Origin of the sequence: Methanofollis sp. UBA420 (genome assembly GCF_002498315.1) — an archaeon.
Classification (GTDB): Archaea; Halobacteriota; Methanomicrobia; order Methanomicrobiales; family Methanofollaceae; genus Methanofollis.
Genome location: NZ_DAGX01000007.1, coordinates 46,688 through 58,679, shown reverse-complemented (window position 1 = coordinate 58,679; position 11,992 = coordinate 46,688). Strand labels below are relative to the sequence as shown.

The following is an 11,992-nucleotide window of genomic DNA, read 5'->3' as shown; positions in this document are numbered from 1 at the left end:
CATGGCAGAAACAGTAGACGTGGTGAAATTCGAACTCGGCGGCGAGTATTATGCCCTCGATATCCACCTGGCACGGGAGATCGTGGAGATGATCCCGATCACTCCCGTGCCCAGGGCGCCCTCCCACATCGCCGGCGTCATCAACCTGAGGGGCGAGATCACGAACATCATCGACCTTGCCACCCTCCTCAACGTCCAGACCAGGTCCGAGACAGAGAACAGGAAGATCATCGTCCTCGTTTCGGAAGCGACCGGCGGTTCAAACCTCGGGATCATCGTTGACGATGTCAGCGCCGTGATGCAGGTCACTGAGGCCGACGTGGAGAAGATGGACGCAGGCCTCTGCCGCGAGGCCTATGTGAAAGGGATCATCAAGACACGGGAGAATAAGAACGACGAGACCGAAGCGACCGGCCTTGTGATCTGGATCGACGTGGCAAAGGTCCTTGAAGACCTCACCGGTCTGCACGGGGCCTGAAGGCGCGCAGCAACTCCCTCCTTTTTTTCAGAGATATCTTTTTATAATGGGTGTGTATCCCCCTGGCGGGGGAGACACGATGGACACCTTTGAGGAGAAAGTCCAGGCAATGAAAAATATGGCGCCTGAAGACGTTCAGGCGGCAGTTGAGAAGTTGAAATCGATATGCACCTGCCCGACATGCCCGTCGTACAACCGGTGTGCAAAGGACGGAAAGGAACTCCTCTTCTGCACTACAGGGAAGAGTTTCATGTGCATCAGCGACGAGAAGAGTTGCATCTGCCCGACATGCCCGGTTGCACGGGATATGGGGCTGAAGTACACCTTCTTCTGTACTCGGGGGGCGGAGAAGGCGCAACGGTACGAACACACGGTCTGGGGAACGAAGATGGTCTGAAGGGCCATCTCTGATCCAGACCATTCAAACTATTTTCATGCGCCATGCCGCCGGTCCGGTTCCTCTTTGCCGGAGTGACAGATCGAGGGGCAGTGCGCACACTCTGCCGGGCAGGGCTCGACCCGGATTGAGACATTGGCCCGGGGAAACTCAAGCCCGATGTCGGACTCGATATGTTTCACCAGGTCATAGGCCGTCTCGAGGCTGTCGGCCCGAGAGACGACGAGGTGGAGGTCGATGAAGCGCTCCGAGCCAGCCCGCCTTGTCCTGAGAGCGTGGAAGTCCACCACATCCGAAGAATGGTCACAGATGATCTGCCGGATCCGCTCCTCCTCTTCGGGCGGGAGGGCATGGTCGGTGAGGTCGGAGAAGGCCCGCCGCGTCAGGTCAAAGGCCGCCTTCATGATGATCACCGCGACGCCGAGGGCGAAGACAGCGTCGAGGACGACAAGGCCGGTAAGCCTGATGGCCACAAGCCCGGCAAGCATCGCAAGGGATGTGTACACGTCGGTCCGCAGGTGCCAGGCGTCACTTTCAAGGGCGATCGACTCGGTCTCCTTCGCCGCCCGCATCAGGCGGGCCGAGACATACCAGTTCACGCCGGCCGAGAGGAGCATCACGGCCATACCAAATCCGATGGCGTCCATCGCAAGCTCCTCGTTTCCGGAGATAAGCGTGCCTGCCGCCTCCCTGATGATGAGAGCGGCCGCCACGAAGATGAGGATTGCCTCGATGAGGCCGGAAAAGTCCTCGTATTTCCCGTGGCCGAAACGGTGGCAGGCGTCAGCGGGCTCTGACGCCTTTCTTATGGATAGGAAGGCAATACCCGCGGCCACAAGGTCGATCCCGGAGTGGATCGCCTCGGAGATGATGCCGACCGATCCGATCGCACACCCTACGGCGAGTTTTGTCACCACCAGGAGTGTGTTCGAAACGACCGAGAGGCGTGCGGTCTTCTGCTTCACGACATCCGCAGATTCAGGTTCTCTCCGAATGATATCACCAACAGCATGAGGGCGGATATGCCACCCGTCGATAACTTTTACGATTTGCGCTCAATCGGGATAGGGTTTGTGATCAGATGGCGCGGGCCGTTTCGACGGGGCCGTCACCGTTTCCGGCAGAGGTACTTGTAGACTTCCATAACAAAGACCAGAGAGAGGGCGATTGCAAGCAGGGTGAGCCAGAGAGGGAGGGAGACCGGGGCGACACCGACACCAAGGACGGCCTGCATCGCCGGAACCTGCATCGCAAGAATATGGATGCCTTGCGCCGCCATCACGCCGACGATAAGGAACGGATTCCTCCCGATAGGGATGCGAAAGACAGACCGGCATTCAGAACGGCAGTTGAAGGCATGGGCGTTCTCCATCAGGACCATGAAGAGGAGGAGAACGTTCCGCGCCGCGTCCTCCCCCCACCCGCCGCCGATCAGCCAGGCCCAGAGGAGGAACGCGGTGATGCCGATGTACGAGCCCGAGACAAGGGTCTCCTCGACCATCAGACGGTTGAAGACTCCTTCCCCGGGGAGCCGCGGCCGCCGCCCCATCACGTCGGGCTCGCCGCCCTCGAAGGCGAGGGCGACGTCCTGGATACCGTTTGTCACCAGGTTCAGCCAGAGGAGTTGCACGGCAAGGAGGGGGAGAGGCAGGCCGGCAAGGAGAGCAAGGGTGAAGAGGAGCACCTCGGCGGCCCCGGTGGAGATGAGGAGATAGGTGACCTTCCTGATATTGTCATAGGTCGCCCGACCGCCCTCGACCCCGGCCACGATCGAGGAGAAGGAGTCGTCGGTGATGATGATCGAGGCGGTGTCCTTCGCGAGGTCTGTCCCCGAGCCCATGGCGACACCGATGTTCGCCCGCCTGAGGGCCGGTGCGTCGTTCACGCCGTCGCCGGTCACGGCGACATAGTGCCCGCCCCCCTGGAGCCCTTCCACAATGGCTGACTTCTGGAGGGGGGCGACGCGGGAGAAGACATGCGCCTTTCCAACAAGATCGCGGAATGCCTGACTGTCCGGGGCGCCGGCCCCTGCCAGATCCTTCCCGGTGACGAGGTCGTCTTCAGACGATGCAATCCCGAGGTCACGCGCGATTGCCAAGGCCGTCGCCGGGTGGTCGCCGGTTACCATCACCACCCTGATCCCGGCCTGCCTGCAGGTCTCCACCGCCCCCGCCGCGTCGTGCCTGAGGGGGTCGATGAAGCAGGCGAGGCCGAGAAAGACGAGAGGCGGGAGGTCCCCCTCGTCGAAGGGGAGGTCCACACCGCCCACGATCTCGCCAGAAGCGACGGCGATGACCCGGAAGCCCCGTGCCGCAAGGAGGGCGGCCTCCTCCGCGGCCCCGTGCGGAGGGGCAGGGCAGCGCGGGATCACCACCTCGGGCGCACCCTTCAGGGCGACAAGGATCCTCCCGTCCTCCCGGTAGAACGCGGCCGCATATCTCCGCTCTGGCTCGAAGGGGATCTCGGCCAGGATGGCCTCTTCCCTCCGCACGGTCTCCGGGGAGAGGCCAAGTTTGTAGGCGGCGGCAAGGAATGCCACGTCGATGGCGTCGCCGTAGTGCTCCCAGTCCCCGTCCCGCCGCACGAGAGTTGCCTCGCTGCAGAGGACGGCCGCCCTGACCATCCCCTGCAGCCTGAGATAGTCCGCCTCTGCAGGAGGCGGACCGTCCGCCGCAACGACCCGGCCTTCGCCGCGGTAGCCCTCGCCGAGGACCGTATAGCGTCGTCTGTCAGGGAGGACGATCTGCGTCAGGGTCTGCTCGTTGACCGTGAGCGTCCCTGTCTTGTCGCTGGCGATGCAGGTGCAACTCCCCAGGCCCTCGACCGCCGCCAGGTTCCTGACGACGACGTTGCGCGTCGCAATCCTGCTGACGCCAAGGGAGAGGGCGACGGTGATCGCCACAGGCAGTCCCTCAGGGATCGCGGAGACCGCGAGGGCGACGGCCAGGAAAAAGACCTCGACCGGTTCGATGCCCCGGAGGAGAGCGGCCACGCCGAGGACGGCACTCGCACCGACGACGAGCACCCCGACCCAGCGGGAGAACTGCTCCATCCTGATGAGGAGGGGGGGTTTCGTCATCTCCATCGCGGAGAGAGTCGTTGCGATCTTCCCGACCTCGGTCTGCCTGCCTGTGGCGACGACGACCCCGCTCCCCCGCCCGGATACGACCGTGGACCCGGCATAGGCCATGTTCGCCCGCCCCATCAGGGGGGCGTCAGGGAGCAGGGGATCCGCGACCTTGCCGGCAGGCACCGACTCGCCGGTGAGCAGGGACTCGTCGACAGAGAGGACGTTCTCCCTGAGGACCCTGAGGTCGGCAGGGACGCGGCTGCCCGGTTCGAGGAGGACGATGTCGCCGGGCACGATCTCCTCGGCAGGGACGCCGCTCTCTCTCCCCTCCCGCCGCACCCGCCCTGTGATCCTGAGGAGGACACGGAGGGCCGCCGCACTCTGTTCGGCCTTCCACTCCTGGACCACACCGAGGGCGGCATTGATCAGGATGACCGCAAAGATGAAGAGTGCATCCGTACGGTCGCCGATCAGGAAGGAGACGGTCCCGGCGAGAATGAGAATGAAAATGAGGGGGCTTTTGAACTGGCGGAGGAAGACGGTGAGAAAGGAGGGGGGTGCCCTTTCAGGGAGGGCGTTTTTCCCGTACAGGGCGAGACGTCTGGCCGCTTCCCCGCGGGAGAGACCTTCCGGTGACGACCCTGCTTTCAGGAGCGCCTCAGACTCTGACAGGGCATGCCAGAGAGGGCCACTGTCCGGGATATCGGCCATGCGCGATCAGGCCACCGCTCCGGTATCGACCGGGCGGTATATTCCTCTTGTGGGGGGCACGGGCGTGGCCGCACGAAAATATGTGCAGAAATTTTCATAAAAAATGAAAAAAGTTTCAGAAAAAAGCCCATCCATCGAATAAAGACGAAGGGCTTATCGTATCCTCTTCACCAATAACGAATTTGATGCTCGATCGATTCAGGGGCTGCATGCTCGGGGCGGCCGTCGGGGACGCCCTCGGCATGCCTGGCGAGAGTTCGCCGATGAACCTCTCGCACCTGTACAGGGGGTACAGAAAGGCGTGGCGGTGGCACCCGAATGCCCGCCTTGAGCCGGGCCAGTACACCGACGACACCCAGATCATGCTCCTCGTCGCCTCCCTCCTTGCCTCGGGAGAGTACTCTGAGGAGAGGTACGCCCGCGACCTCGCCCGCCTCTGCTCAGAGAGCGACCTCCGCTTCCCTGACGGGTCGGTGATGGCCGCCTGCGAGCACCTGGTCACGCAGGGGCCGGGAATGACAGGCGTCAACTCGGACACGGCCGGGTGCATCCCCCTTGCCGTCCCCTTCGCCCTGCGGTACGGCGACCAGGTCGAGCGTTCAGGCCGCCTCGCGAAGGCCTGTTCCGTCACCCACACCCACCCTGCCGCCCTGGCGGGTGCGGTCACCGTCGCCTGCCTCCTCTCCGCCACCGTGTACGGCGCCCGCGACCCCGTCTCCCTCGCCCTGAAGACGGCGGCGGCCGAGGACACCGAACTCGGCATCCGCATCAGACGGGCAGTCGCCCTCCAGGAGGAGGGGATCAGCCTTGAAGCGGCATTGCCCGCCATCGGCAACGACGTCTCCGTCTACCAGACTGTCCCGATCGCATTCTTCCTGATGGGCCGGTACGACGCCCCGGAAAACCTCCTCTATGTCGCCGCCAATGTCGGCGGCAACACCGACACCATCGCCTTCATCTGCGGGGCGTACGCGGGGGCGAGGTACGGGGCCGCCGCACTGCCCGCCGACCTCCTTGCCGGCCTGGAGAACAGAGATCTGATCGACGGACTTGCGAGGGCGCTCTTCGACGCCACGGCACACACATGATCCGTCCGTAACGGCGTTTCCTCCCCATCCCCGGAGGGGCGCGGCCCGACAATTCCAAACCATTAAGTTTTTTCTCCGGTATAATCTCCTGTATGGATGTCGCTATCGTTGGGGCGTCAGGCTACGCCGGCGGAGAACTGATCCGCCTTCTCCAGAGCCATTCTTCTGCCCGGGTGACGGTCGCCACCTCGAGGGCGCTGGAAGGGCGACCGGTCGCGGACCAGCACCCGCACCTGCGGGGCTACACCGATCTCCCCTTCACCAACCCGAAGGCCGGGGATATTGATGCCGATTTTGTCTTTCTTGCCGTGCCGCACACCGCGGCGATGAACTTCGCGGGAACACTCCTTGAGCGTGGGATCAGGACAGTCGACCTCTCGGCGGACTACAGGCTGCCGAAGGACGTCTACGAGAGGGTCTACGGGGTCACTCACACCGCCTATTTCAAGGCGCCGTACGGTATCCCGGAGCTCCACAGAGACGAGGTGAAAGGGGCAAAGTTCGTCTCGAACCCGGGGTGCTTCCCGACGGGTGCGACCCTTGCGGCGGCACCCCTGGCGAAGTACGCAAAATACGTCATCTACGACTCGAAGACCGGGGTCTCGGGCGCCGGCGACAACCCCTCGGCGACGACCCACTACCCGAATGTGGCCGACGGCGTGAACGCGTACAAGTGGACGAGCCACCGCCACCTTGCCGAGATGAAGCAGGAACTTTCCCGTCTCGGATCGCCTGCCCACTGCTTCTTCACCCCGCACCTGGTGCCGGTGAACAGGGGGATCCTGACGACGGCGCATATCATCCTGGACGAACCGATGGCCCAGGACAAGGTGGAGGCCCTGTACAGGAATTTCTACGCGGGCGAACACTTCGTCCGCCTCCAGAAGCCGACCCTGCCGGCCGTGCGCGGCAGCAACTTCTGCGACATCGGGATGGAGAGCGAGGGCGAACGCGTCGTCGTCGTCTCCGCTATCGACAATCTGGTCAAGGGCGCGGCAGGTCAGGCGATCCAGAACATGAACATCATGTGCGGCTACGCCGAGGACGACGGCCTGAAGGCTCCGGCGTGCCTGCCCTGACGGAGGAAAAAGAATGAAAGTACGCGAGATCATGACGCCCGACCCGGTGACGATCCAGGTCGGAGACACGGTCAGGCATGCGGCCTCCCTCCTGCGGAGGCACGACATCAGCGGCCTGCCTGTGCTGGACGGGAACGAACTGGTCGGGATGGTCACGGAGGCCGACATCCTCTCCCTCCTGAAGACCGGCGGCGTCTCCGAAGACCTCTGGCTCCCGTCGCCCTTCGAGTTCATCGAGGTGCCGATCAGGGAAATGATCAATATGGAAAAGACGAAGGCGGCCCTCTCGGACGTCGGGAAAACGCCAGTCCGCCAGGTGATGTCGATGCCCGCGATCGCCATCGCCCCTGAAGACGATATCGAGAAGGCAGCGGCCGTGATGCTGAAGGAGGGCATCTCCCGCCTGCCTGTCGTGGAGAAGAAGAGGCTGGTCGGGATTGTCGCCCGGCGCGACATCGTGCAGGGGCTTGGCGCCTCATATGAGATCAAGGAGGAATAAGAAGCATGAAGAGTATCTGTGCGGTTCAGGGCGTCGAAGCCTGGGGGATCAAGGAAGGGAAGTACGGGCTTGCGGTGATCCGGGCGATCGGCACCGCGGCGGCGACTTTCACCTCCAACCGGGTGTGTGCGGCCCCGGTCCAGTTGATGCGAGAGAGGATCGCGGCCGGGAAACTCGACGCGATCGTCGTCAATTCAGGATGTGCGAATGCCTACACTGGAAAGAGGGGGTATGAGGACGCCGTGAAGATGGCCGGGACCGCGGCCGCGGCCCTCGGCCTCCCGGAGGACAGGGTCGGCGTGGCGAGCACCGGTGTGATCGGGCGTTATCTCGACCTCGAACGGATAGACAGACAGTGCCGCGAGGTCGCCCCGCACCTCGTCTCGTCGGCAGAGGCCGAAGTGGCGGCGGCGCGGGCGATCATGACGACGGACCTGATCGAGAAGCACGCCCTCGTCCGGGGAGACGGCTTCACCGTCGCGGGCATCTGCAAGGGAAGCGGGATGATCGCCCCGAACATGGGGACGATGCTCGCCTTCATCTACACGGACGCGGCGATCGGGGCGGCGGAACTGCAGGAGTCAATCCGCTCCGCGGTGCGCCGGAGTTTCAACCGCGTCGTCGTGGACGGGGACGAGAGCACGAACGACTGCGCCTTCGTGACCGCAACCGGTCTCGCCGGTCCGGTGGACAGGAAGGCCTTCGATGCGGCCCTGGAGGCCTGCTGCATCTCTCTTGCGAAGCAGATCGCCGCGGACGGCGAAGGGGCGACGAAGATGCTCGAAGTGCGGGTCACTGGCGCACCCGACGAGGCGGCGGCCGAACAGGTGGCGCGGACCGTCGTCGCCTCCCCCCTCGTCAAGACCGCGGTCTACGGCGAGGACCCGAACTGGGGCCGCGTCGTCGCCGCGGCCGGCAGGGCGGGTGTCATCTTCGACCCCGACGCCATCTCCCTCACCATCGGCGAGGGCGCGGAGGAGACGCCCCTCGTCAAGGATGGGGTGATCGTCTCCGACCTGGTCAGGGCAAAGGCGGCGATGCACGGGAAGAGGGTCGTCTTCTCCCTGGACCTTGCCGCGGGCGCGGGTGCGGCCGCCGCATGGGGCTGCGACCTCACCGAGAAATACGTCGAGATCAACGGGAAGTACACCACATGAGGCGCGAAGAGGTCCTGATGGAGGCGCTGCCCTATATCCAGCACTTCCACGGCAAGACGATCGTGATCAAGCTCGGCGGCCATGCGATGGTCGATCAGGAGATGCTCGAAAACGCGATCAGGGACATCGTCCTCCTCCACTATGTGGGGATGCGGGTCGTCGTCGTCCATGGCGGCGGCCCGGAGATCACCGAGAAGATGAAGGCCCTCGGCAAGGAGCCGCAGTTCGTCGGCGGCCTGCGGATCACCGACGCCGAGACCCTGGAGATCGCCCAGATGGTGCTGGTCGGCAAGATAAACGACGGCATCGTCTCGGTCCTGGCGCGGTGCGGCGCACAGGGGGTCGGCATCTCGGGGAACGACGGCAATGTCATCATCGCGAAGAAGATCGCCAACCAGAAGGTGAAGGTGGGCGAGGAGGAGCAGGAGGTCGACCTCGGATACGTGGGCGAGATCGAGAAGATCAACCCGGAGCTGATCACCACCCTCCTCGCGAACGGCTATATCACGGTCATCGCCCCGATCGCGATCGACAGGGCCGGCCGGAGCCTCAACATCAACGCGGACACGGCGGCCGGCGAGATCGCCATCGCTCTCAACGCTTTCAAGCTCATCAACCTCACCGACGTCGACGGCGTGATGGACAGGGAGAGAACCCAGGTCTACCGCCATCTCAGGGCGATCGAGACAGAGGATCTGATGACGGACGGCACGATCGCGGGCGGCATGATCCCGAAGATCGACTCCTGCGTCAGGGCGGTGAAAGGGGGCGTTTCTTTCGCCCATGTGGTGAACGGCAACAAGCCCCACACCATCCTCCTCGAACTCTTCACCGATGCCGGCGTCGGCACGATGATCACCGAGTGAGAGGGGAGATACTCTTTTTTTGAACTCGCGGACGCTCGTCCCCCGAAATTAAGATTGACCTCGGGAAGACAGAACAGGAGATCTGAGGGGAGAGATTGCCATATCCCTGCCTATCCTAACGCGGGGGGACCGGGGGGACGACCGTAGGGAGTTGAGAAAACCGAAGGTTTTCGAGCGGCAGCCCCCCGGACAGGTCACCGATCTCCTGCCTCTCCCACAGAAAATCCTCCAGATCCAAAAAAGAGAGAACCGGATCCTCACCGCCCCTTCACCGCGGCCATAAACCTGTCCCTGATCTCCGCGGGGGAGAGGGGGATATTGGGGACGTCCGCGTTGCCCGGCCTGATCAGCACCCTGACGAAGGCGGGGCCGGGCGAGGGGTCGTCGAGGGCCGACGCGATTGCCCCCTCGTCGGCGACGGTGCAGGTCCGGGGGAATCCGGCGGCGATCGCCGCGACTTCGAGGTCGGCGCCGGTGCAGGCGCAGGTGGGCTGGTTGCCCGTGGAGCCAAAGGCGCCGTTGTCCAGGCAGACGACGGCGAGGTTTTTCGGGGCGCTCGCCGCGATGACCGGGAGGATCGAACTGCCGAGGAGGCTGCCGTCGCCGTCGATGACGACGACCCGCCTCTCTGTCGAGAGGGCGAGGCCGAGGCCGATAGCCGAGGCCTGCGTGTAGGAACCGAGCATGTAGAAGGTGAGCGGGCGGTCGCCCGCGGCATAGAGCTCCTTGCTCGGCACACCGATGTTGCAGACGACGGCGGCGTCTCCGAGGTGGGGGACGATCGCCCGGATCGCCCCGAACCTCTCCGTCACCGGCGCGGGGAGAGGACGCTCCCCGAGGATGCAGGGGCGGCAGGGGCGCGGCGGCAGGTCGCGGCAGACCTCGCACTTCCCTCCCTCCCAGACCTTCGGCGAGATGAGAGCGACGTGCGGGCGGGAGTGGAGGAAGGCGTCGTCGATCACCTCGCCGATCTTCCCGATCTCCCCGGCGTCCTGGACGACGGTGTACGGGATGCCCGAAGCCTCGAGGATCGCGGGGAGGCGGGTGTTGAAGGGGATCTGGGCCGGGATCTTCTCCCTGTACACCCCCCGCCAGCTCGCGAGTATCGGGAGGGGCAGACCGAAGGTGACGGTGAGGGAGAGGATCGCGTTGAGCATGTTCCCGAGGCCCGAACTCTGGATCACGACCACGGGCCTCTTCCCGGCAAGCACCGCCCCGGCAGAGACGCCGACGCCGTCCTCCTCCCGCATCAGCCCGACAGTCTGGAAACGCTCTGTGAGGAGGAAGCAGAGGTCGCCGGCGCGGTCGCAGGGGAGGGAGGCGACAAGGTCGATCCCCTTTTCGGCAAGGAGGTCGGCGATGATCTCTTCATGCACGGTTTCTCACCTGTCCGAGAACCCTCGCCCCGAGGACAGCCGCGTCCACGTCGGGAGCGACCCTGAACGCGGGTTCGATCCTGTAGCGCTCATGCTCCTCTGCGACACGCCGGTACCCGCCGCCGGTGATATTGAGGAGGACAGTGTCGGTGCGCCCGATCTCCCCCGACTCCACCGCCTGCCTGAGGGCGGCCACCGCCACCGCGGCCGCCGGGTCGAGGTCGATCCCCTCGGCATCGGCAAAGTGCCGCCCTGCATCCTCCGCATCCCTGTTCTCCACCGAATACATCGATCCTCCTGTCGCGGTGAGGGCGTCGAAGACGCCCCCGCCGACACCATAAGGCGGACCTCTATTGGTCAGCACATCAGAATAAACCGCCGCGATTGACGCCCGTGCGTCGGGCATGTCCTCTTCAGGCAGGATCTCGCGCCGGCCGGCCAGCCACGCCCTGACCATCGGGACAAAGGGGGCGTTCTGGGCGAGGTGCAGACGCGGCAGACGGTCCCCGAACCTGCCGTCGCCGATAAGCCGCATCGACGCCTCCCAGGCGGCGATACCCCCGGTCCCACTCCCGACAGCCTGGACATAGTGGTCGGGGACCCGGCCGAGGGTGACCGCGGCGTCGAGCATCACCGTGCCCATGCCGTCCCTCCGGGCGACGTTCTTTGCCCCGCCCTCAGGGATCAACCCCTGGACCGAGCAGAGGCCGTTCGCCACCGCGATGGCGTCGGCATAGTCGCCGTCCACCGTGACCAGGCAGACCCTATCGGTCTCCACCGTCGTCCAGAGGCGGGAGGCGGCCGTCTCCGGCACCACGACGACGACCGGCATCCCGGTCAGGGCCGCGGTCTGGCAGAAGGCGCGGCCGGTGTTCCCCGCGGAGGCGACGACGAGAGTCCGGCCGCGGGCCGTCTCCCGCACCCGCACCAGCGTCGGGAGGGCTTCGAGTTCCTTGAAGGAGCAGGTGAGGACCCTCCCCCCCTTCTCGGGCCAGTAACCGGAAAAACCGATCCAGAGATCCCTGAGGCCAAGATCTCGGGCAAGAGCGGTGGAGCGGAAGGTGACCGGGCCCGCGGCGGCCTTGATCGTCCCCTCGACCGGGAGCCAGTCGGCGAACCTGAAGACGCCGGGTTCGTCCCTGAGGTCGAGGGTTTTTTTCCGGTATACGGTGCGGATGAGGGCCCTGCAACCCGAGGGGCAGGAGAGTGTGTAGTGGTCCTCGACAGTTTCCCCACAGTCGGGGCAAAGAAGTGTGTACGGTCGCATCATT

At 64.7% G+C, this 11,992-nt stretch carries 11 protein-coding genes; 7 read left to right on the top strand and 4 right to left on the bottom strand.

Annotated features, from left to right (window positions below; all coding sequences use genetic code 11):
- Nucleotide 1 precedes the first annotated feature (1 nt).
- Nucleotides 2-478, top strand: coding sequence for a chemotaxis protein CheW (locus BP869_RS10345; protein WP_342679406.1), 477 nt, complete (start codon nucleotides 2-4; stop codon nucleotides 476-478).
- A gap of 79 nt (nucleotides 479-557) precedes the next feature.
- Entirely contained in the window at nucleotides 558-875 is a 318-nt protein-coding gene (locus BP869_RS10340) for a DUF2769 domain-containing protein (protein ID WP_342679404.1), read from the top strand.
- A 35-nt stretch (nucleotides 876-910) separates the two neighbouring features.
- On the opposite strand, the gene BP869_RS10335 is transcribed toward BP869_RS10340, so the two are convergent.
- Complete coding sequence (locus tag BP869_RS10335) at nucleotides 911-1,840, bottom strand: cation diffusion facilitator family transporter (RefSeq protein ID WP_342679402.1); 930 nt, start codon at nucleotides 1,838-1,840, stop codon at nucleotides 911-913.
- 143 nt (nucleotides 1,841-1,983) lie between these two features.
- Nucleotides 1,984-4,656 (bottom strand): HAD-IC family P-type ATPase, encoded by a 2,673-nt coding sequence (locus BP869_RS10330; protein ID WP_342679400.1) that lies wholly within the window; start codon nucleotides 4,654-4,656, stop codon nucleotides 1,984-1,986.
- A 185-nt stretch (nucleotides 4,657-4,841) separates the two neighbouring features.
- On the opposite strand from BP869_RS10330, the gene BP869_RS10325 reads away from it, so the two are divergent.
- The 5 genes from BP869_RS10325 to argB all read left to right on the top strand — a co-directional run bounded on the left by BP869_RS10325 (nucleotide 4,842) and on the right by argB (nucleotide 9,345).
- Entirely contained in the window at nucleotides 4,842-5,744 is a 903-nt protein-coding gene (locus BP869_RS10325) for an ADP-ribosylglycohydrolase family protein (RefSeq protein ID WP_342679398.1), read from the top strand.
- A gap of 92 nt (nucleotides 5,745-5,836) precedes the next feature.
- Nucleotides 5,837-6,823, top strand: a complete 987-nt coding sequence (gene argC, locus BP869_RS10320; RefSeq protein WP_342679396.1) for an N-acetyl-gamma-glutamyl-phosphate reductase — start codon at nucleotides 5,837-5,839, stop codon at nucleotides 6,821-6,823.
- Nucleotides 6,824-6,836: 13 nt separating this feature from the next.
- Nucleotides 6,837-7,322 carry a CBS domain-containing protein gene (locus BP869_RS10315; RefSeq protein WP_342679394.1) on the top strand — a complete coding sequence of 162 codons (486 nt, stop codon included), beginning with the start codon at nucleotides 6,837-6,839 and terminating at the stop codon, nucleotides 7,320-7,322.
- A 5-nt stretch (nucleotides 7,323-7,327) separates the two neighbouring features.
- Nucleotides 7,328-8,479, top strand: coding sequence for a bifunctional glutamate N-acetyltransferase/amino-acid acetyltransferase ArgJ (gene argJ, locus BP869_RS10310; protein ID WP_342679392.1), 1,152 nt, complete (start codon nucleotides 7,328-7,330; stop codon nucleotides 8,477-8,479).
- Nucleotides 8,476-9,345, top strand: coding sequence for an acetylglutamate kinase (gene argB / locus BP869_RS10305; protein WP_342679390.1), 870 nt, complete (start codon nucleotides 8,476-8,478; stop codon nucleotides 9,343-9,345). Before argJ ends, argB begins: the two co-directional genes overlap by 4 nt.
- A gap of 257 nt (nucleotides 9,346-9,602) precedes the next feature.
- On the opposite strand, the gene comE is transcribed toward argB, so the two are convergent.
- Complete coding sequence (comE, locus tag BP869_RS10300) at nucleotides 9,603-10,721, bottom strand: sulfopyruvate decarboxylase subunit beta (RefSeq protein WP_342679388.1); 1,119 nt, start codon at nucleotides 10,719-10,721, stop codon at nucleotides 9,603-9,605.
- Nucleotides 10,714-11,991, bottom strand: a complete 1,278-nt coding sequence (locus BP869_RS10295; protein ID WP_342679386.1) for a cysteate synthase — start codon at nucleotides 11,989-11,991, stop codon at nucleotides 10,714-10,716. Before BP869_RS10295 ends, comE begins: the two co-directional genes overlap by 8 nt.
- Between the last annotated feature and the right edge of the window lies 1 nt (nucleotide 11,992).